The following is a 20,933-nucleotide window of genomic DNA, read 5'->3' on the forward strand; positions in this document are numbered from 1 at the left end:
GACATGCGGGGCGGGCGTGCGCGGCGGGCCGCACGCGGGCGGCCCGCCCCGCGCGCCCGCCGCCCTTCCGCGCCCTTCCGCGCCCTTGCGCGCCCTTGCGCGTCCTTTCCGCTCCTCGCGGACGCTGCCCTCAGGCCTCGAAGAAGTCACGGGTCGCGCGCTGTGCGCCCGCCGCCGCCCCCACGCGGTCCAGGCCCAGCAGCGCCGCCCCCAGCACCGGCCGGGCGCGCACCACCCGGGCCACCGCCTTGGGGGCCCGGGCGGCCAGCAGTTCGCGCACCCGGTCGTCCAGCTGTCCGTGGCCCGCCGTCAGGACTCCGCCGCCCAGCAGGACCGGCGTCTCCTCCTCCAGCAGCTCCAGACGGGTCAGCGCCACCGTCGCCATCGTCACCACCTCCTCCGCCAGGCGGTCGACGACCGCGCGCGCCACCGCGTCCCCCTCCGCCGCCGTCGCGAAGAGGACCGGGGTCAGCTCGTGACGGCGGGACGACGGGATGCGCTCCAGGTGCAGGGCCTCGATCAGGGCGTACATGGTCGGCAGGCCGAAGTGGGCCGGGAGGGCGCGGGCGAGGGCCGTCGGCCCGCCCCGGCCGTCCGCCGCCCGCGCCGCGTGCCACACGGCCTCCTCCGCCAGCCCCCAGCCGCCGCCCCAGTCGCCGGAGATGCGGCCGAGGGCCGGGAAACGGGCGGTACGCCCGTCGGGACGCATGCCCACGCAGTTGATTCCGGCGCCGCAGACCACGGCCACGCCCCGGGGGTCGGCCACGCCCGCCCGCAGGATCGCGAAGGTGTCGTTGCGGACCTCCACCGACCCGCCCCACGCGCGTGCGCGCAGGGCCGACGCCAACTGCTCCTCCTCCACCGGCAGGTCGGCGTTGGCCAGACAGGCCGAGACATGGGCCGCGGCCGTGACCCCGGCGGCCCGGTACGCGCGCGTGACGGTGTCGGACAGGGCGTCCACGGCGGCCGCCACGCCCACCGCGGGCGGTCGGAAGCCGCCCCCGCGGGCCGTGGCGAGCACCTCCCCGTCGGCCGCCACGACCGCGACGTCCGTCTTGCTGTTGCCCGCGTCGATGGCGAGCACGCTTGCCGTCAGGCCCACGCGAGATGCTCCCGGTTGTGTGCGATCAGTCGGTCGGTCAGCTCTTCGGCGTACGCGTACTGGCCGATCAGGGGGTGGGAGAGGAGCGCCCTGAAGACCCGGTCGCGGCCGCCGCGCAGGGCCGCGTCCAGCGCCAGGTCCTCGTAGGCGGTCACGTTCGCCATCAGGCCCGTGCACAGCGGGTCGAGGGACGGGACCGGCAGCGGGGACGGCCCCTTGGGGCCCACCGCCGCCTGCACCTCGATCACCGCGTCGTCCGGGAGGAAGGGCAGCGTGCCGTCGTTGCGGGTGTTCACCACCTGGTAGGGGCTGCCCGAGCCGGTCAGCAGGGCCGCAGCCAGGTCCACCGCGGCCTCCGAGTAGAAGGCCCCGCCGCGCTGGGCCAGCAGCGCCGGCTTCTCGTCGAGGGCCGGGTCGGCGTACAGCGACAGCAGCTCCTTCTCCATCGCCGCCACTTCCGCCGCCCGCGACGGCTTGGTGCGCAGTTCCCGCACGACCTCGTCGTGCGCGTAGTAGTAGCGCAGGTAGTAGGACGGGACCACGCCCAGGCGGTCCAGCAGCGGGGGAGGCAGCCTCAGGTCGGCGGCGATCGTCCCGCCGTGGCCGGCGAGCAGGCGCGGCAGGACGTTCTCGCCCTCGGGGCCGTGCAGCCGTACCGCGGTCTCCCAGGTGAGGTGGTTGAGGCCCACGTGGTCCAGGTGCAGCTCGGCCGGTTCCACGTCGAGCAGCGCCGCGAACTTCCGTTGCAGGCCGATCGCCACGTTGCACAGACCGACCGCCCGGTGACCGGCCTGGAGCAGGGCGCGGGTGACGATGCCGACCGGGTTGGTGAAGTCGATGATCCAGGCGCGCGGGTTGGTCCGGCGCACCCGTTCGGCGATGTCCAGGACCACCGGGACGGTGCGCAGCGCCTTGGCCAGGCCGCCGGCGCCGGTCGTCTCCTGGCCGACGCAGCCGCAGTCCAGGGGCCAGGTCTCGTCCTGCAGGCGCGCCGCCTGGCCGCCGACCCGCAGTTGCAGCAGCACGGCGTCGGCGCCGTCGACGGCCGCGTCCAGGTCGGACGTCGTGACGATCCGCCCCGGGTGGCCCTGGCGGGCGAAGATGCGCCGGGCGAGACCGCCGACGAGCTCCAGGCGGTCGGCCGCCGGGTCGACGAGGACCAGTTCCTCCACGGGGAGGGAGTCGCGCAGGCGGGCGAAGCCGTCGACCAGTTCCGGTGTGTAGGTCGAGCCGCCGCCGACCACGGTGAGTTTCATGGCTTGTTAACCCTTTACTCCGGTGAGGGTGACACCTTCGACGAACGCCTTCTGGGCGAAGAAGAACACGAGGATCACGGGGGCCATGACCAGCACGGTGGCCGCCATGGTGAGGTTCCAGTCGGTGTGGTGCGCGCCCTTGAAGGACTCCAGGGCGTAGGAGAGCGTCCACGCGTTCGGGTTCTCCGAGGCGTAGATCTGCGGGCCGAAGTAGTCGTTCCAGGCGGCGAAGAACTGGAAGAGGGCGACGGCCGCGATGCCGGGCTTCGCCATCGGCAGGACGACCTTCAGCAGGGTGCGCAGATCGCCGCAGCCGTCCACCTTCGCCGCGTCCACGTACTCGTTGGGGATCGTCATCAGGAACTGGCGCAGCAGGAAGATCGAGAACGCGTCGCCGAACGCCAGCGGAATGATCATCGGCCACAGGGTGCCCGACAGGTCCAGCTGCTTGGCCCAGAAGAGGTACATCGGGATGACGACCACCTGCGGCGGCAGCATCATCATCGAGATCACCAGCATCAGCGTCAGATTGCGGCCCCGGAAGCGGAACTTGGCCAGCGCGTACGCCACGGGCACCGAGGAGACGACGGTGAGGACGGTGCCCAGGCCCGCGTAGATCAGGGTGTTGCGCCACCAGGTGAGGAAGCCGGGGGTGTCGAAGACCTTGCGGTAGTTGGCCCACTCCCAGGTGTGCGGGACCAGGTCCCGGCTGAGCGCCTGCGAGTCGCTCATCAGGGAGGTGAGGAACACGAACACGAAGGGGAGCGTGAAGAACAGGGCGGCGGCGACGCCCAGGGAGTGGACGGCGATCCACTCCAGCAGCGCCTTGCGGCGGGCGGTGCGCTCGGCGGGCGTGGACGGGGCCGTCAACTCCGCCGGACGTTCGAGTACTTGGGTCATGTGGGTCAGTCACCTGCCTGGATGAGACCGCCCCGGCGCCGCATCAACAGCGCGGTGAACGCCATCGACAGGGCGAACAGGACCAGGGCGACGACACAGGCGGAGCCGTAGTCGAAGCGCTGGAAGCCGAGGTTGTAGACGAGCTGGGGGAGGGTGAGCGTGGAGTGCTCGGGGTAGCCGGGCTCGAACATGGTGCCCGCGCCCTGGATCACGCCCGAGGCGACCTTCCCGGCGACGAGCGGCTGCGTGTAGCACTGCATCGCCGCGATCACGCCGGTGACGACTGCGAACATGATGATCGGCGAGATGTTCGGCAGGGTGACGAACCGGAACCGCTGCCACGCCGACGCGCCGTCCAGCTCGGCCGCCTCGTACTGCTCCTTCGGCACGTCGAGCAACGCGGCCATGAAGATGACCATCAGGTCGCCGACGCCCCACAGGAACATCAGCGTGAGGGCCGGCTTGGACCAGTCCGGGTCGTTGAACCAGCCCGGGGCGGGGATGCCGGCCTTCTCCAGCAGGGAGTTGACCGGTCCCGTGCCGGGGTTGAGGAGGAACGCGAACGCCATGGTCGCGGCGACCGGCGGGGCGAGGTAGGGCAGGTAGAAGAGGGTCCGGAACACCCCCGTGCCCATCTTGATCTTCGTGATGAGCATGCCGATCCCGAGCCCGAACAGGACCCGCAGCGTCACCATGATCACGACCAGCCAGAGGGTGTTGCGCAGGGCCGGCCAGAAGAAGGGGTAGTGCTCGAAGACGTACGTCCAGTTCTTCGTGCCGCTCCAGGTCGGCGGCTTGAAGCCGTCGTAGTGCATGAACGAGAAGTAGACCGTCGAGATCATCGGGTAGGCGAAGAAGACCGCGAACCCGATCAACCAGGGCGAGAGGAAGGCGAGCGTCCGCAGGGCCTGTCGCCGCTGCTTCGCGGCGAGGCCGGGCGAGCGGCCGGACGAGGGGGCGGGGGAGGATCCGGACGAGCGGCGCCGGTTCGTCGAGGTGAGTGCGCTCATCGCTACTTCGCCTGCGCGATGTCCGTGTCGATCTGCGCGGCCGCCTTCTGCAGGCCGCTCTGCAGGTCGGTGATCTTGCCGCTCTCGTAGTCGTAGCCGAGCTGCTGGACGGTCGTGAGGTACACGCCGCCGTTGACCGAGGCGGGGGAGGTGGTCGAGTCCGGGTTCGCCGCGATGTCCAGGAACGTCTTGAAGCGCGGGTCGTACTTCAGGTCCGGGGACTTCAGCGCGGCCAGCGTGGACGGCACGTTGTGGATGGCGTTGGAGAAGGCGACGACCGCGCCCGTGTCGGTGGTCATGTACTTCAGCAGTTCCCAGGCGGCGTTCTGCTTCTTGCTGGTGGCGGCGATGCCGGCGATGGTGCCGGTGATGTAGCCCTTGCCGTACCGGGCGGCCTGGTCGTCGGGGACGGGCAGCGGGGCGACGCCGATCTCGAAGTCGGGCTTGGCCTCCAGCGCCATGCCCAGGCGCCACTCGCCGTCCAGCTGCATGGCCACCTGGCCGGTCTGGAAGGGGTGCTTGGGGCCCCACTCGTCGCCGAGCCCGGCGCGGAACCTCTCCAGCTTCTTGAAGCCGCCGAGGTCGTCGACGAGCTTCTTCTGCAGGGTGAGGGCGTCGGCGACGGCCGGATCGGTGGCGATCGTGGACTTGCCGGACTTGTCGAAGTACGTGGGCGAGAACTGGCCCATGTAGTGCTCGGTCGTCGTCTCCCAGCCGTGGTAGTTCGGCATGAACCCGAGCTGCTTGTACGTGTCGCCCTGAGGGATCGTCAGCTTCTTGGCGTCGGCCTCGAACTCGGACCAGGTCTTCGGCGGGGCCTTGATGCCCGCCTCCGCGAACGCGGTCTTGTTGTAGTAGAGCCCGTAGGCGTCGCCCAGCAGGGGCGCCGCGCAGCGGTCGAGGTCGTACTGGGTGTACTCGTTCATCGCCTTCGGGAAGGTGGTCCCGGGGTCGATGTGCGCCTTCTTGAAGAAGGGGTTGAGGTCGACCAGGGCGCCGGAGGAGCAGAACTTGCCGACGTTGTTGGTGGTGAACGACGAGATCACGTCGGGCGCCTTGCTGCCGCCCGCGCGCAGCGCCTGGTTGATCTTGTCGTCGGTCATGTTGCCGACGACGTTCACCTGGATGTTGGGATGCGCCTTCTCGAAGCCCGCGATCAGGGACTGCACGGCCTTCACCTCGTTCGGCGCGCTCCAGGCGTGCCAGAAGGTGATGGTCTGCTCCTTGGAGGCGTCGTCGCTCGCCTCCGAGGCGGGCTGACCGGTACAGGCGGTGGTGCTCAGCAGAAGGGCCGTGGAGGCGGTGAGGGCGAAAGCCGCCTTTCGGACGACTTCGGGTATGCGTGTGGGCATGGCGGAGCCTTCCAGGGACAGGGCAGAGTGAGGTGAGAGAGGGAGAGAGGCGAGGCGGGGCGGGGCGAGAGGTGAGGCGATGGGGGTGAGGGGTCTGTCGCCGGCGGGACTAGCGCGAGGTGTCGAAGACCTCGTCACGGGCGGCCGCCAGCGCGCTCTCCAGCGCGCCGCGCAGCACGGGCCGTTCGGTGACGCCGCCCATCACCAGCTTGGGCCGCGACGCGGCCAGCTCCTCCAGCTCGGCCTGGACGAGAGCGCGCAGCACTTCGCCGCCGGCGGTCAGGGAGGCGCCGCTGAGGACGACGAGTTCGGGGTCGAGCACGGAGACGAGGGAGGCGAGACCGGTCGCGAGCCGGGTCGCGTAGGTCTGCAGCAGCAGCCGGTTCAGGACGGTGTCCTCGGCGGCCGCCCGTGCCACGAGCGCGGCGGCCGCCTCCGCGTACGGGCCGGACGGGACACCGGTCATGCCGATCTCCCGGGCCAGCCGGGGCAGGGCCTGCGAGCCGGCCAGCTCCTGGTAGCCGCCGCTGTTGGCTTTGGTGACCTGCCGGACCAGGGGTGCGCCCGGAACAGGAAGGAAACCCACCTCTCCCGCGCCGCCGGTCCAGCCGCGGTGCAGCCGGCCGCCGAGGACGAGCGCGGCGCCGAGACCGCCCTCGTTCCACAGCAGGACGAAGTCCTCGTGGCCGCGGGCCGCGCCGAGCCGTTGCTCGGCGACGGCGGCGAGGTTGACGTCGTTCTCGTACTCGACCGGCATCGGCAGGGCTGCGGCGAGGTCGTCGAGCAGCGTGGGCGAGTGCCAGCCGGGCAGGTGGGAGGCATAACGCAGGCGGCCGGTGGTGGGGTCGAAGGCGCCGGGGGTGGCGACGACGAGCCGGCGCACGTCGGCCCGGGTGAGGCCGGCCGCCTTCACCGCGCCGTCGAGGGCGTCGGTGACCTGCCGTACGACCGCCCCGGCGGTCTTCCTGCCGGGGGTGGGCACCTCGTACGCGCCCACGGTCCGGCCGGTGACGTCGGCGACGGCGGCGAGGACGCGCTCGGGGGTGACATCGAGTCCGGCCGCGTACGCGGCGGACGGATTGACCTCGTACAGCTGGGCGTTGGGGCCGGGGCGCCCCTCGGTGGTGCCGGTCGCCAGCACCAGCCCGGCTGCCTCCAGGCGGGCCAGGAGCTGCGAGGCGGTGGGCTTGGACAGGCCGGTGAGCTTGCCGATGCGGGTGCGGGACAAGGGGCCGTGCGCCAGCAGCAGGTCGAGGGCCGCCCGGTCGTTCATGGCGCGCAGGACGCGCGGGGTGCCCGGCGTACCGGCGGTTCCTGCCATGGGATCGACACCTGCCTTTCTGAACTGCCCAGCTTCTCAGTGCCGCCGGACGCACGTCCACACCGGTTACTGTTAGGAAAGTTTCCTATCGGTGGAAGGGAACGTAAGCCCGGGGCGAAGAGGACGTCAAGGCGCGAAACGACAAACGCCCCCGAGGCAACAGAGTCGTTACCGGGGGAGCGCTTCGGCCGCCGTGTGCGGGCAGCCCAGGTGCTCAGTTCTCGAGGTTCACGAGGAACGGGGCCGCGCCAGGTCGGGACAGGGGCGCAGAAAGTCCCGTCCAGGACGGGGTGGGGGTGCAGAAAGTCGCGTCCCGGACGGGGCCAGGGGCGCAGAAAGTCGCGTCCCGGACGGGGCCAGGGGCGCAGAAAGTCCCGTCCAGGACGGGGTGGGGGCGCAGGGAGGGGGAGCGGGTCGCCGAGCTCGACCTTGACGTCGGTCTCGTCGACGTCGGTCTCGTCATACGCCTCGACGCCGGGGCGCCCGACGCGCCTGCGGCGTCGGACGCCTCTTCGTTCACTCGAACGAGGTGCTGAGACCGTTCCCTACTTCGCCGGAGGCGTCGTCGCCCGTGGCTGCACGATCGGTGTCGCCGCCGCGTGCTGCGGCGAGTCCGCGTTGGAGAAGACGGACGGCGCCGCGACCGCGGCCGCCGGGTCGGCCGGGTCCTCGGTCACCGGGGCGGTCGCGCCGCCCACGATGCGGATGTCGGCCTCGTCGAAGGCGCGCTTGACGCGCCAGCGCAGCTCGCGCTCGACCGCCAGGGACTTGCCCGGCATCGTCTTCGCCGAGATCCGGACCACCATCGAGTCGAGCAGGACGCTGTCCAGGCCGAGCACCTCGATCGGGCTCCACAGGAGCTCGTTCCAGGGTTCTTCCTTGCTCATCTTCTCGGCGACCTCGTCCAGCGTCGCCTTCACCCGGTCGAGGTCCTCGGACGCCTTGACGGTCACGTCGACGCCGGCCGTCGCCCAGCCCTGCGAGAGGTTGCCGATCCGCTTGACCTCGCCGTTGCGGACGTACCAGATCTCGCCGTTGGCTCCGCGCAGCTTCGTCACGCGCAGCCCCACCTCGATGACCTCGCCGGTGGCCACGCCCGCGTCGATCTGGTCGCCGACGCCGTACTGGTCCTCAAGGATCATGAACACGCCGGAGAGGAAGTCCGTGACCAGGTTGCGGGCGCCGAAACCGATCGCCACGCCCGCGACGCCGGCGGAGGCCAGCAGCGGGGCCAGATTGATCTCGAAGGTGCCCAGCACCATCAGCGCGGCCGTGCCCAGGATCAGGAAGCTCGCCACCGAGCGCAGCACCGACCCGATCGCCTGGGAGCGCTGCCGCCGCCGCTCGTTGTTGACCAGCAGCCCGCCCAGCGCCGTGCCGTCGACCGAGGCCACCGTGCGGGTCATCCGGTCGATCAGCTTGGTGATCGACCGCTGCACCACCACTCTCAGCACCACCGCGATCACCAGGATCAGCAGCACGCGCAGACCGATCGCCAGCCACGTCGACCAGTTCTGCTCGACCCAGCTGGCCGCGTTCGTCGCGCTCTCCTGGGCGTCCTGCAGAGACGGGACGGTCACCGCGCTCGGCGACTCCGAGGGAGTCGGGGTGGGCGACGCATCGGCGGCCCACAGGACGGCGGACAAGGACAAGGCAGGTACCTCCAGGCGCTGCTCTGCTCCATCCGGTGCGGCGGTCGACGTCGACGCGCACTGCGAGGTCACGGAAAGGTCACCGGACAGGCAGAACCACCACAGTAACGGGGCATGGTGAGTGGTTCGGCGCGATCGGTGAAGGAGAGACGGTCCTCACCTGCGCTTGAACAGGCCATGATCCTGGGGAGAAATCAGGTGTGGTCGAAAACACTCCCAGCCCGTTACCGGGACATGGTGGCGCGTCCACCAGGCAAGAGGGGAAACTGACTGCAGATCGTCCCGGCGCGAGCCACGCGCCGCCGACGCCCAAGGAGGCATCCGTGCCGCATGTCCTGGTCCTCAACGCGTCGTACGAGCCCCTCGGCGTCGTACCGCTCCGCCGCGCGCTCATCCTCGTCCTGGAGAACAAGGCAGTCTCCCTGGAGGAATCCGGCGCCTTCATGCACAGCGCGACCGTCACAGTCCCCGCACCCAGCGTGGTCCGGCTCAAGCGATTCGTCCGGGTTCCCTATCGTGGGCCCGTCCCCCTGACCCGTCGAGCGCTCTTCGCGCGGGACGGGGGCCGGTGCATGTACTGCGGTGGCGTCGCAACCAGCGTCGACCACGTCATCCCGCGCAGTCGCGGGGGCAAGCACGTGTGGGACAACGTCGTCGCGTCCTGCCGGCGCTGCAACCATGTCAAGGCCGACCGCCATCTCGTCGAGATCGGCTGGCGGCTGCGCCACAAACCCGCTCCGCCCTCCGGCCTCGCCTGGCGCATCATCGGCACGGGCCACAGGGATCCGCGCTGGCTGCCGTACCTGCAGCCCTACGGCGCGGACGACGCCCTGGCCCGGATCGACGGCATCTCCGCCTAGCCGATCGATCCGGGCTTCTTCATGCCCCGCGGCGCGGCCCCGACGCCCGGCCACGGGGCCCTTCGGGATGCCGATCACGGGGCGCTGGGGGTGCGGGGTGGCGTGCTGCGGTGGCCGCCCGGATGACGGGCCGTACGGGGAACCGTGCGCAGGCCGAATCCGCTGGGAGCAGCCCGGCGCGCGGCAGGGCGAAGGGCGCGTTCGGGGGGCGCGCGGAGCCATGGCGCAGCCGGCGTCACCGTGGCCGCCGCCGGGGAGTCGGGGCGCTTGACGTCGAGGCGCTTGACGTTCGACGTGCTTGACGTTTGACGCGCTTGACGTTCGAGGCGCTGCGCCGGACTCCGCAGGACCGCCTCCCGCGGCGTCACCGCGTCCCGCGCCGACGACGGGCGGCGCGGGAGCCGCGGGACGAGCGCGTCCGCTCGGCGGCGCCCGCCCTTCGCCCGGGATCGCGAGGACGACGCACGCCGCCACCCGCCCCGGACGCGACCGCCGGCGCCCTCTCGGCCCGCGTCATGAGCGGACTTCGGAGGGTTGTGGCAGGTTGGGATGCGGTGAGGACGTCTGTCCTCGCGTCGGCTGGGTAGGGCTGCGGTATCCGATGCCGTCACCGATGAGGAGGCCACCGTGATCGCGCCGGCCCGGTCCAAACGCCCGGCGGAGACGTCCGCCCCCACTCCCGCCGCTCTCGCCGACCCCCGCCTGAGCGCTCTCAGCGCCGAGGGGAACCGCGCCGAACCCCCGCTGACCAGCGAACCGCCGCTGCCCGACGCCGAGCCCCTGACCAGCGAACCGCCGCTCGCCGCGGACGCCGACTCCACGAGGCCGTAGATGACCGCACCACCCCCCGGAGAGGAGCTCGCCCGGCTCGCCGCGCTGCACGGCGTGGCCACCTCCTACCAGCCCTCCCCGGACCGAACCGTCACGGCCTCGGCCGTCGCCGTCGGGCGCGTCCTGGCCGCCCTGGGCGTCGACGCCGGCTCCGCGCCCGCCGTGCGCGCCGCGCTCGCCGACCGGGAACGGGAACTGCGCGAGCGACTGCTGCCGCCGACCGTGGTCTGCTGGCGCGGCAGTGGGGTCGAAGCGCTCGCCGCGCTCCCCGAGGGCACCCGGCTGCGGGTGGAGACGGAAGACGGCGAGAGCCGCGCGGGCCTCGGCCCCGACGGCTCCCTCGACGAGCTCCCGCCCGGCGTGCACCGGCTGACGGCCGTCACGCCCGACGGCCGCACCGGCAGCGCCCACCTCGTCGTCGCACCGGCGCGTCTGCCCGCGCCCACGGGCCGGTCCTACGGGCTGCTCGTCCAGCTGTACTCCCTGCTGTCCCGCCGCTCCTGGGGCATGGGCGACCTCGGCGACCTCGCCGAGCTGACCGCCTGGGCGGGACGGGCCCTCGGGGCCGGCTTCGTCCAGGTCAACCCGTTGCACGCGGCCGTCCCCGGAACCCCCACCGACCCCTCCCCGTACCGGCCCTCCTCCCGCCGCTTCCCCGACCCGGTGCACCTGCGCGTCGAGGACGTCCCCGAGTTCGCCCACGTGCGCGACGACACGGTGCGCGCCGCGCTGCGCGAACGCGCCGGACGGCTGCGCGAGGCCGTCCTGGACCAGGGCGAGCTGATCGACCGGGACGCCGTGTGGGAGCTCAAGCGGGAGGCCCTGGAGCTCGTCTGCCGGGTGCCGCTCGGGCCCGGCAGACGAGCCGCCTACTGCGACTTCCTCGCCGAGCAGGGCCAGGCCCTGGAGGACCACGCCACCTGGTGCGCGCTCGCCGAGGTGCACGGCTCCCGCTGGCAGCAGTGGCCGGCCGAACTGCGCGACCCCCGCTCGGCCGCGACCGCCCGCGCCCGCCGGGAGCTGATGGACCGCGTCGACTTCCACTCCCGGCTGGCCTGGCTCACCGACTCCCAGCTCACCGCCGCCCAGCGCGCCGCCCGCGAGGCGGGCATGCCCGTCGGGGTCGTGCACGACCTGGCGGTCGGCGTGCACCCGGAGGGCGCCGACGCCTGGGCCCAGCAGGACTACTTCGCCGCCGGGATGTCGGTGGGCGCCCCGCCGGACGCCTTCAACGCCCGCGGCCAGGACTGGGGCCTGCCGCCCTGGCGTCCGGACCGGCTGGCCGCGTCCGGCTACGCGCCCTACCGACGGCTGCTGCGGGCGCTCTTCCGCTACGCGGGCGCCCTGCGCATCGACCACGTCATGGGCCTGTTCCGGCTCTGGTGGGTCCCGCAGGGCGAGCCGCCGACGGAGGGCACGTACGTCCGCTACGACGCCGAGGCCATGCTGGCCGTGCTGGTGCTGGAGGCCTCCCGGGCCGGGGCGCTGGTGATCGGCGAGGACCTCGGCACCGTCGAGCCGGGCGTGCGGGAGGCGCTGCGCGAGCGCGGGGTGCTCGGCACGTCGGTCCTGTGGTTCGAACGGGACTGGGAGGGCGACGGACGCCCCCTGCCGCCCGACCGCTGGCGCTCGGACTGCCTGGCCACCGCCACCACCCACGACCTGCCGGCCACGGCCGCCCGCCTGACCGGCGAGCACGTCGAACTGCGCGACCGGTTGGGCCTGTTGACCCGACCGCTGGAGGAGGAGCGCGCGGAGGCCGCCAACGACGCGGCGGAATGGCTGGGCCTGCTCAGCCGGCTCGGGCTGCTGGCCGGTGCGGGCGGAGGCGGCGACCGCTCCTCCGAGGAGGCCGAGGTGCAGGCCGTCCACCGCTTCCTGCTGAGCACGCCCGCCCGCATGATCGGCGTCTGGCTCCCGGACGGCGTCGGCGACCGCCGCCCGCAGAACCTGCCCGGCACCTGGGACCAGTACCCGAACTGGCGGCTGCCGATCGCCGACGCGGAGGGCCGCCCGGTCACCCTGGAGCAGTTGGCGGCCTCGCCGAGGCTGCACGCCCTGATGGAGGTCCTCCGGGAACGGCAGGAGCCCTCCCCGGGCGGCCCCCACGAGGACGGGCCGTCCGAGGACGCCCCGTGCGGGGGTGACTGAGGCGGGGACGCCCGGCGCCCCGCGCCTCGTACGGCACCCCGGACGCGCGCCCCCCGACGCCGTTCGCTAACTTTGCACCGTGGACAAGAAGAACGCCCTGCGCGCCGGCGCCCTGGCTGCCGGTACGACGCTGATGATGCTGCTCATGTCGTCCCCCGCGCTCGCGCTGACCCGCGACGACGGCGACGACCCCGGCCCGGGACTGAGCGTCATCCAGACGCTGGGTCTGTACGTCCTGGCCCCGATCGCGCTGTTCGCGCTGATCGCCGGTCTGGTCTGGGTCCTCGACAGGTCCAAGGACCGCGCCGACCCCACCAGCTCCAACATCACGGTCAGGGGCAAGGCCTAGGCCCTCCCGGGCCCGGAGTGCGCCGCCGGAACGCCGCCGCACCCCCGGCACAGCCACGCCGCCGCGTCCCTGGCGTCCGTCGCGCAAGCGCGTCACGAACGCCCGGCCGCCCCGGCAGGGCGAGCGCCCGGGCGGTTCAGCCGCCCGGCGTCTCCGTGGCCAGCAGCAGTTCCCGCAACAGGTCGGCCAGTCGGTCGGCCTGTTCGGCGTTGAGGGCCCTGTTCAGGGCCTCGATCTGGACGTCCAGACCCGCGCGCACCGCGCGGTCGACCAGCTCCAGCCCCTCGTCGGTCAGCGTCACCTGCAGTCCGCGGCGGTCGTGCGGGTCCGGGGAGCGGCGCAGCAGCCCGGCGCGCTCCAGTTTGTCGAGGCGGCCGGTCATGCCGCCGGTGGTGAGCATGAGCGTCTCCGACAGCCGACGGGGCGAGAGGGCGTAGGGCTCGCCGGAGCGACGCAGCGTGGCCAGCACGTCGAACTCCCCGCGGGCGATGCCCAGAGCCGCGTACGCCTTGTCCATCCGGTCGCCCATCGCGCGCGTGAGCCGGGAGATCCGGCCGAAGACCTCCATGGCGGCGGTGTCGAGGTCGGGCCGGACCGTCGCCCACTGTTCGATGATCGCGTCGACGGGGTCCTTGCGCTGGGACTGCTGACTCCTCATGCGCCGAGTATCCAAGGGGTTTCGGTCACCCGCAAGAAAGTGGCTTGACGGTAAGTAGCTTGGCGCTAAGCTATTTTCATGAAGAGGTCAGCGACCGTCCTGCTCACCGCCCTCGCCCCGGTCTCGTGGGGCACCACCTACGCCGTCACCACGGAGTTCCTCCCCGCCGACCGCCCCCTGTTCACCGGTCTGATGCGGGCCCTGCCCGCCGGCCTGCTGCTGCTCGCGCTCGGCCGGGTCCTGCCGCGCGGCGTCTGGTGGGGGAAGGCCGCGGTCCTCGGCGCGCTGAACATCGGCGCCTTCTTCCCGTTGCTCTTCCTCTCCGCCTACCGGCTGCCCGGCGGCATGGCGGCCGTCGTCGGCTCGGTGGGACCGCTGTTCGTCGTGGGCCTGTCGGCGTTGCTGCTGGGGCAGCGGCCCACGGCCCGCAACCTGGTCACCGGGGCCGTGGCCGCGTTCGGTGTCAGCCTGGTCGTGCTGAAGGCGGCCGGGGCGCTGGACGCCCTCGGCGTGCTCGCGGCGGTCGCCTCCACCGCCTCGATGTCGGCCGGCACGGTCCTGACGAAGAAGTGGGGCCGTCCCGACGGCGTGGGCCCGCTCGCGCTCGCCGGCTGGCAGCTCACCGCGGGCGGTCTGCTGATCGCCCCGCTCGCCTTCCTCCTCGAAGGCGCCCCGCCCGCCCTCGACGGCCGGGCGGTCGGCGGTTACCTCTACCTCGCGCTGGCCAACACGGCCGTCTCGTACTGGCTCTGGTTCCGCGGCATCGGCCGCCTCAGCGCGACCCAGGTCACCTTCCTCGCCCCGCTCTCCCCGCTGACGGCCGCCGTCGTCGGCTGGGCGGCCCTGGGCCAGGCGCTGACGCCGGTGCAGCTGACGGGCATGGCGCTGGCGTTCGGCGCGACGGTCGCCGGACAGCTGGGAACGGGACGGCTCGCGGCGGCCCGGCGCGTAACGGGACGGCTCGCGGGCGTGCGGTCGTCGGCCGGACGCCTCGGGGAGGACGCGGCGGTCCCGACCACGCCCTCGCCCACGCCCGGCCCCGCCGCGCGCGAGCCCAGCCCGACCACCCGCTCCTGACCCGCGGGGCGGGCGCCGGACCGGGCCCGGCGCGTAACGGGACGGCTCGCGGGGCGGGCGCCGGACCCTCGGTGAATCGGGCGGCGCGATCACCGGCGCCCCGGCACGCGAAGGGCGCCCGGTGTGAACCGGGCGCCCTCGTCGTCGTGCGGAGGCGTTGCGTGCGCTCTAGCGCGCGTCGGCCGCCTGGGCCTTCAGTGCGCGCTCCACGCCCGAGCGGGACTCGGAGACGAGGCGGCGCAGGGCCGCGTTCGGCTCGGCCGAGGCCAGCCAGGCGTCCGTCTTGTCCAGGGTCTCCTGGGAGACCTGGACCGCCGGGTAGAGCCCGATCGCGATCTGCTGGGCGATCTCGTGCGAACGGGAGTCCCAGATGTCCTTGACGACCTCGAAGTACTTGTCCGTGTACGGCGCGAGCAGCTCACGCTGGTCGGTCTGCACGAAGCCGCCGATGACCGCCTCCTGCACGGCGTTGGGCAGCTTGTCGGACTCGACGACCGACGCCCACGCCTCCGCCTTGGCCTCCGGCGTCGGACGCGCGGCCCGTGCGGTCGCCGCGTGCCGCTCACCCGCGGCCGTCCGGTCGCGCTCGTACTCGGCGGCGATGTCGGACTCGTCGAACTGGCCCACGGCCACCAGACGCTGGACGAACGCCCAGCGCAGCTCGGTGTCGACGGCCAGGCCCTCGATGGTCTGCCCGCCGTCCAGCAGCGACTCCAGCAGATCGATCTGATCCGGCGTGCGGGCCGTCGCCGCGAACGCCCGCGCCCACGCGAGCTGGTGGTCGCTGCCCGCCTCGGCGGAGCGCAGGTGGGCCAGCGTGGCGTCCGTCCAGCGGGTCAGCAGGGTCTCGCGGGCGGCCGGGTCGGCGTACAGGTCGATGGCGAGCTTGACCTGGCGGTGCAGCGACTGGACCACGCCGATGTCCGACTCCTTGCCGATGCCGGACAGCACCAGGGACAGGTAGTCGCGGGTGGGCAGTTCGCCGTCCCGGGTCATGTCCCAGGCCGACGCCCAGCACAGGGCGCGCGGCAGCGACGCGTCGAAGTCGCCGAGGTGCTCGGTGACGAACGCGAGCGACTGCTCGTCCAGGCGGACCTTGGCGTACGACAGGTCGTCGTCGTTGAGCAGGACGACGTCCGGACGGCGCTTGCCGACCAGTTGCGGGACGGCGGTCAGTTCGCCGTCGACGTCCAGCTCCACGCGCTCCTCGCGCACCAGCTTGCCGCTGTCGCCGTTCAGCTCGTACAGGCCGACCGCGATGCGGTGCGGGCGCAGGGTCGGCTCGCCCTTCGCGCCCGCCGGCAGCGCGGGGGCCTCCTGGCGGATGGCGAAGGAGGTGATGACGCCGTCGGCGTCCGTCTCGATCTCGGGGCGCAGCACGTTGATGCCGGCGGTCTGCAGCCACTTCTGCGACCAGGCGCCCAGGTCACGGCCGGAGGTCTCCTCCAGCGCGCCCAGCAGGTCCGACAGCCGGGTGTTGCCGAACGCGTGCCGCTTGAAGTACGCCTGCACGCCCGAGAAGAACTCGTGCATGCCGACGTACGCCACGAGCTGCTTCAGGACGGACGCGCCCTTGGCGTACGTGATGCCGTCGAAGTTGACGAGGACGTCGTCCAGGTCGCCGATCTCGGCCATGATCGGGTGGGTCGAGGGCAGCTGGTCCTGCCGGTAGGCCCACGTCTTCATGGAGTTGGCGAACGTGGTCCACGAGTGCGGCCAACGCGAGTCCGGCGCGTACGCCTGGCAGGCGATCGAGGTGTACGTGGCGAACGACTCGTTCAGCCACAGGTCGTTCCACCACTCCATGGTGACCAGGTCGCCGAACCACATGTGGGCCAGCTCGTGCAGGATCGTCTCCGCACGCACCTCGTACGCCGCGTCGGTCACCTTGGACCGGAAGACGTACTGGTCGCGAATGGTGACCGCGCCCGCGTTCTCCATCGCGCCCGCGTTGAACTCCGGCACGAACAGCTGGTCGTACTTCTTGAAGGGGTACGCGTAGTCGAACTTCTCCTGGAACCAGTCGAAGCCCTGTCGCGTGACCTCGAAGATCGCGTCCGAGTCGAGGTGCTCGGCGAGGGAGGGCCGGCAGTAGATGCCGAGCGGCACCGACTGCCCGTCCTTCTCGTACACGCTGTGGACGCTGTGGTACGGCCCGACGACGAGCGCGGTGATGTAGCTGGAGATCCGCGGGGTCGGCTCGAAGGCCCAGACGTCGTCCTTGGGCTCCGGCGTCGGCGAGTTGGAGACGACGGTCCAGCCGGTCGGCGCCTTCACGGTGAACCGGAAGGTGGCCTTGAGGTCCGGCTGCTCGAACGACGCGAAGACGCGGCGGGCGTCCGGCACCTCGAACTGCGTGTACAGGTAGGCCTGTTCGTCGACCGGGTCGACGAACCGGTGCAGACCCTCACCGGTGTTGGTGTAGGCGCAGTCCGCCACCACCCGCAGGACGTTGTTGCCCTCCAGGAGCCCGGGCAGCGCGATCCGGGAGTCCTCGAACACCTCGGCCGGGTCCAGCGCGTCCCCGTTGAGCGTCACCTCGTGGACGGTGGGGGCCACCAGGTCGATGAAGGACTCCGCGCCCGTCCCGGCGACGTCGAAGCGCACCGTGGTCACGGACCGGTAGGTACCGCCCTCCTGCGCCCCGGAGAGGTCGAGATCGATCTCGTACGAGTCAACGGTGAGCAGCTTCGCCCGCTGCTGCGCCTCTTCGCGAGTCAGGTTTGTGCCAGGCACGCGGTCATCTCCTCGATATGTGTCGGTTGCGTCATCCTTCCACGAGGGGGCCGCCCGGGGCGACGACGTTCCCCACCGCCCGCCGGCGGCGCCGTGGCCGGGTGCCGGAGCGGCGCCGCGCGGCCGGGCGCGGCCGGGTGGGGCCCGAGCGCGACGTCCGGATTCCGCCGGTGCGGTGCGGCGGCGAGCGCGAGGCTGGGACGCATGACAGCTCCGACGACGACTCCGACAGAGACGACTCCGACGCAGACGACTCCGACGCAGACGACTCCGACGGCTCCTGCACCGACGGATCCGGCCGCCGCCCGCCCGGGCGTCCGCACCGCACGGCCGATCCCGCCGGACGTCCTCGACGCGCTGCGCTCCACCGACGACGCGGGCCGCCAGGCCGTGGCCCGGACCGACGACGAGGGCGGCGCCCCGCTCCGCTGCTGCCTGCGCCGCAGCGAGCCCGGCGAGTCGATCGCCCTGGTCAGCTACGCCCCCCTGCGCCGCTGGGCGGCCGAGACGGGCGCCGATCCGGGACCGTACGACGAGCAGGGCCCCGTCTTCATCCACGCGCGCGCGTGCCCGCGCCCCGTGGAGCACGCCCTGCCGTTCACGAACACGCGCCGCGTCGTGCGCCGCTACTCCACCGCAGGTCGCATTCTCGGCGGCCGGCTCGTCGAGGACCCGGACGGGTTCGACGCGGCCTTCGCCGAGGCGTTCGCGGACCCGGAGGTCGCACTCGTCCACGTACGGGCCGTCGAGTACGGCTGCTTCCTGTACGAGGTGCGCCGGCCCTGACGGCCCGGCCCACCGCCGGCTCCGGCGCGCGGGGACGGCGGAGGGGGCGGGCGGGGGCGGCGAAGGGGCGGGCGGGGAAGGCGAAGGGGCGGGCGTCCGCACGGACGCCCGCCCCTTCGATGACGCCGGGCGTCAGCCCTTCAGCTCCGCCGCCACCAGCTCCGCGATCTGCACCGCGTTCAGCGCGGCGCCCTTGCGCAGGTTGTCGTTGGAGACGAACAGCGCGAGGCCGTGCTCCACGGTCTCGTCCTGGCGGATGCGGCCCACGTACGAGGGGTCCTGGCCGGCCGCCTGGAGCGGGGTGGGGATGTCGGAGAGGGCGACGCCCGGGGCCCCGGCCAGCAGCTCGGTCGCGCGCTCCACCGTCAGCGGCCGCGCGAAACGGGCGTTGACCTGGAGGGAGTGGCCGGAGAAGACCGGGACGCGCACACAGGTGCCGGAGACCTTCAGGCCGGGGAGCTCCAGGATCTTGCGGGACTCGTTGCGGAGCTTCTGCTCCTCGTCGGTCTCGTGCAGGCCGTCGTCGACGATCGAGCCCGCGAGCGGGACCACGTTGAAGGCGATGGGGCGCTGGTAGACCTGCGGCTCCGGGAAGTCGACCGCCCCGCCGTCGTGGGTGAGCCGGTCCGCGTCCGCCACCACCTTCTGCGCCTGCCCGTGCAGCTCGGCCACGCCCGCGACGCCCGAGCCGGACACCGCCTGGTAGGTGGCGACGACCAGCGCCTCCAGGCCCGCCTCCTCGTGCAGCGGCTTCAGGACCGGCATCGCGGCCATTGTCGTGCAGTTCGGGTTGGCGATGATGCCCTTGGGGCGGTCCACGATCGCGTGCGGGTTCACCTCCGAGACCACGAGGGGCACCTCGGGGTCCTTGCGCCAGGCCGAGGAGTTGTCGATCACGACGGCCCCCTGCGAGGCCACCTTCTCGGCGAGCGCCTTCGAGGTCGCGCCGCCCGCCGAGAACAGCACGATGTCGAGGCCGGTGTAGTCGGCCGTCGCCGCGTCCTCGACCGTCACGCCGTCCAGGACCGACCCCGCCGAGCGGGCCGAGGCGAACAGGCGCAGCTCGGTGACCGGGAAGTTCCGTTCCTTGAGGATGCTGCGCATGACCGTGCCGACCTGACCGGTGGCTCCGACGATTCCGACCCTCACGGCGACTCCCTTTGTCTTGTTGCGTACGCATTGCCTGGCCGTGGCTTTTCCATCATGCGGCCGACCCCGGCCTACCTGTCCAATTCTTTGCCCGCCATGCCCGAGGGCTGGGACGCCCCCTCATGACCGACGGTTGCGGAACTCGCCTCCAGACCCCGCTGAGCTGCAGGAATTCCCCTCGGCGCAGCCCCTGGCCGCAAGCTGTGCTGCCGCGCCCGCCGATGTGACGTACGCCTCCGCGCCCGTGCCCGGAAATCCCTCGCGCCTGAGGCGAACGTTTCCGCGCGCCGCGGCGTCCTAGGGGAAACGCGGCGAGGGAGGGGTGTCTGTGCTGCGCAGGATCACCCGTCGCGGCCACGGGGACGGGGCCGGGCACGGCGACGACCCGCTGGACGCGGCTCAGGAACGCCGGGTGCGGGCGGTGCTCGCGCTGGGCGGGGTGCCGCAGGCGGACCTGCCGGACGGGGTACAGCAGGTCCGCCTGCGGCTGCTGGAGCGCACGGCGAGAGGGGACGAGGCGCCGCGCGACGTCTCGGCGTGGGCGGCGGTCGTGGCCTCCAACCTCGCCATGGACTGGCACCGGGCCAGGCGCCGGCAGGAGCGGCTGGGGGAGCGGCTGGCCTCGCTGCGCCAGCACGAGCACCCCTCCGGCGAGGACACCAGCGTGCTCTCCCTGGCCGTCGCCCAGGGCCTGGACGACCTGCCCGACGCCCAGCGCCAGGTCGTCGTCCTGCGCTTCTACGCCGATCTGCCGGTGCGCTCCATCGCCCGGGAGCTGGGCGTCCCGGAGGGCACGGTCAAGAGCCGTCTGCACACGGCGGTCCGGGCCCTGCGCGCCCGCCTGCACGAGGACGAGGTGGTGTGACGTGAGCGCGGAACACGACGGCCGCGGCGGGCTCGACGCGCTGATGGCGGCGATCGCCGACGAGCCGCTGCCGGACGGGGCCCGGGCGGACGCCGTCTTCATGGCGGAGCACCGGTCGGCGACGGCGGACGTGGCGCTGCTGCGCGAGCAGCTCGGCGTGCTCGCCGAGGCTTTGACCGAGCCGGCGCGGCAGAGCGCGGCACGGCCCGCGCCCGTGCCGGAGAGGCGGGGGGTGCGCTCCGCGCGCCGGCTGCGGCCCCTGGCGCTGCGGGCCGTGGGGGTGGCCGCGGCGGGCGCGCTGGTCTTCGGGGCCGGCTGGGCGGTCGTCCAGGCCGGGCCCGGGCGGTCCGACGACGCCGACGACCAGAGCGCCGCGAGCGCCGCGAGCGACGCGGGACGGGGCGAGGCCGGGGGCAAGGCGGCCGAGGACGCCGGCGCTCTCCTCACCGATCCGGGGTACCTGGCCTGCACCCGGCTGGTCGTGGAGGGCGACGTGACGGAGGTCCGCCGGCTGCCCGGCACGACCCGCGTGCGCGTCAGCCTGCGCGTCACCCGCGCCTACCGGCCCGCGAGGAGCGCGCCCGAGGTCGGTTTCGAGCGGGAGCGGGACGTGGGCGCGCCGCTGGACGCGGGCGACCACGTGCTGGTCGCCCTGGCGATGGGGACGGGCGTCCCCGACGTCTGGGTGGTCGGCGAACCCGCCATCGCGCCGGAGCGGGAGGCGCTCGCCCGGGGCCTGTCCGGGGCGGGCGCCGCCGACTGCGGGTAGCCGCGTGCGGGCCGTGGCGGCGCGCCGACGGCGAGGGGCGGGCGCGACGGCGAGGGGCGGGCCCGCTGATGGCGAGGGGTCGGTGCGCCGACGGCGAGGGGCGGGCGCG

18 protein-coding genes are annotated in these 20,933 nt (G+C 72.9%); 8 read left to right on the forward strand and 10 right to left on the reverse strand.

Features of this window, described 5'->3' with window-relative positions; genetic code table 11:
• Nucleotides 1-130 precede the first annotated feature (130 nt).
• The 7 genes from ACFVYK_RS03045 to ACFVYK_RS03075 form a co-directional block, all read right to left on the reverse strand.
• The gene (locus ACFVYK_RS03045) at nt 131-1,102 is read right to left on the reverse strand and encodes an N-acetylglucosamine kinase (protein WP_389767843.1); all 972 of its coding nucleotides are present in this window, start codon (nt 1,100-1,102) and stop codon (nt 131-133) included.
• A complete protein-coding gene (locus ACFVYK_RS03050) occupies nt 1,093-2,358 on the reverse strand; it encodes a 6-phospho-beta-glucosidase (protein ID WP_389767845.1) in 1,266 nt (421 codons plus the stop codon). Before ACFVYK_RS03050 ends, ACFVYK_RS03045 begins: the two co-directional genes overlap by 10 nt.
• A 6-nt stretch (nt 2,359-2,364) precedes the next feature.
• Nucleotides 2,365-3,258: a carbohydrate ABC transporter permease gene (locus tag ACFVYK_RS03055; protein ID WP_389767847.1), complete on the reverse strand. Its 894-nt coding sequence runs from the start codon at nt 3,256-3,258 to the stop codon at nt 2,365-2,367.
• Nucleotides 3,259-3,263: 5 nt separating this feature from the next.
• Nucleotides 3,264-4,268 (reverse strand): carbohydrate ABC transporter permease, encoded by a 1,005-nt coding sequence (locus tag ACFVYK_RS03060; protein WP_389767849.1) that lies wholly within the window; start codon nt 4,266-4,268, stop codon nt 3,264-3,266.
• Nucleotides 4,269-4,270: 2 nt separating this feature from the next.
• Nucleotides 4,271-5,620, reverse strand: a complete 1,350-nt coding sequence (locus ACFVYK_RS03065) for an ABC transporter substrate-binding protein (protein ID WP_389767851.1) — start codon at nt 5,618-5,620, stop codon at nt 4,271-4,273.
• Nucleotides 5,621-5,729: 109 nt separating this feature from the next.
• Nucleotides 5,730-6,941, reverse strand: a complete 1,212-nt coding sequence (locus tag ACFVYK_RS03070; RefSeq protein ID WP_389767853.1) for an ROK family transcriptional regulator — start codon at nt 6,939-6,941, stop codon at nt 5,730-5,732.
• Nucleotides 6,942-7,486: 545 nt separating this feature from the next.
• The gene (locus ACFVYK_RS03075; RefSeq protein ID WP_389767855.1) at nt 7,487-8,593 is read right to left on the reverse strand and encodes a mechanosensitive ion channel family protein; all 1,107 of its coding nucleotides are present in this window, start codon (nt 8,591-8,593) and stop codon (nt 7,487-7,489) included.
• 323 nt (nt 8,594-8,916) lie between these two features.
• Between ACFVYK_RS03075 and ACFVYK_RS03080 the strand changes: the two genes are divergently transcribed.
• From ACFVYK_RS03080 to ACFVYK_RS03095, 4 genes are all read left to right on the forward strand, one after another.
• Nucleotides 8,917-9,453 (forward strand): HNH endonuclease, encoded by a 537-nt coding sequence (locus tag ACFVYK_RS03080; RefSeq protein ID WP_069772758.1) that lies wholly within the window; start codon nt 8,917-8,919, stop codon nt 9,451-9,453.
• Between the two features lie 627 nt (nt 9,454-10,080).
• Nucleotides 10,081-10,284 (forward strand): hypothetical protein, encoded by a 204-nt coding sequence (locus ACFVYK_RS03085; RefSeq protein WP_389767858.1) that lies wholly within the window; start codon nt 10,081-10,083, stop codon nt 10,282-10,284.
• Nucleotides 10,285-12,435, forward strand: a complete 2,151-nt coding sequence (gene malQ / locus ACFVYK_RS03090; protein WP_389767860.1) for a 4-alpha-glucanotransferase — start codon at nt 10,285-10,287, stop codon at nt 12,433-12,435.
• Nucleotides 12,436-12,514: 79 nt separating this feature from the next.
• Nucleotides 12,515-12,784, forward strand: a complete 270-nt coding sequence (locus tag ACFVYK_RS03095; protein WP_389767861.1) for a hypothetical protein — start codon at nt 12,515-12,517, stop codon at nt 12,782-12,784.
• Between the two features lie 136 nt (nt 12,785-12,920).
• Here the strand turns inward: ACFVYK_RS03095 and ACFVYK_RS03100 are convergent, their stop codons facing one another.
• Nucleotides 12,921-13,442: a MarR family winged helix-turn-helix transcriptional regulator gene (locus tag ACFVYK_RS03100; protein ID WP_389767863.1), complete on the reverse strand. Its 522-nt coding sequence runs from the start codon at nt 13,440-13,442 to the stop codon at nt 12,921-12,923.
• Nucleotides 13,443-13,520: 78 nt separating this feature from the next.
• On the opposite strand from ACFVYK_RS03100, the gene ACFVYK_RS03105 reads away from it, so the two are divergent.
• Nucleotides 13,521-14,519, forward strand: a complete 999-nt coding sequence (locus tag ACFVYK_RS03105; protein ID WP_389767865.1) for an EamA family transporter — start codon at nt 13,521-13,523, stop codon at nt 14,517-14,519.
• Between the two features lie 168 nt (nt 14,520-14,687).
• Here the strand turns inward: ACFVYK_RS03105 and pepN are convergent, their stop codons facing one another.
• Complete coding sequence (gene pepN / locus ACFVYK_RS03110) at nt 14,688-17,255, reverse strand: aminopeptidase N (RefSeq protein WP_389767866.1); 2,568 nt, start codon at nt 17,253-17,255, stop codon at nt 14,688-14,690.
• 204 nt (nt 17,256-17,459) lie between these two features.
• Here pepN and ACFVYK_RS03115 point away from each other — a divergent pair, with 204 nt between their 5' ends.
• Nucleotides 17,460-18,041, forward strand: coding sequence for a DUF1203 domain-containing protein (locus ACFVYK_RS03115; protein WP_389767868.1), 582 nt, complete (start codon nt 17,460-17,462; stop codon nt 18,039-18,041).
• 132 nt (nt 18,042-18,173) lie between these two features.
• On the opposite strand, the gene ACFVYK_RS03120 is transcribed toward ACFVYK_RS03115, so the two are convergent.
• Nucleotides 18,174-19,190 (reverse strand): aspartate-semialdehyde dehydrogenase, encoded by a 1,017-nt coding sequence (locus tag ACFVYK_RS03120; protein ID WP_389767870.1) that lies wholly within the window; start codon nt 19,188-19,190, stop codon nt 18,174-18,176.
• A 322-nt stretch (nt 19,191-19,512) separates the two neighbouring features.
• Here ACFVYK_RS03120 and ACFVYK_RS03125 point away from each other — a divergent pair, with 322 nt between their 5' ends.
• Nucleotides 19,513-20,055, forward strand: a complete 543-nt coding sequence (locus tag ACFVYK_RS03125; protein WP_389767872.1) for a sigma-70 family RNA polymerase sigma factor — start codon at nt 19,513-19,515, stop codon at nt 20,053-20,055.
• Nucleotide 20,056: 1 nt separating this feature from the next.
• Nucleotides 20,057-20,824, forward strand: a complete 768-nt coding sequence (locus ACFVYK_RS03130; RefSeq protein WP_389767874.1) for a hypothetical protein — start codon at nt 20,057-20,059, stop codon at nt 20,822-20,824.
• Nucleotides 20,825-20,933 lie beyond the last annotated feature (109 nt).

Origin of the sequence: Streptomyces sp. NPDC058291, assembly GCF_042880855.1 — a bacterium.
Taxonomy (GTDB): Bacteria; Actinomycetota; Actinomycetes; order Streptomycetales; family Streptomycetaceae; genus Streptomyces.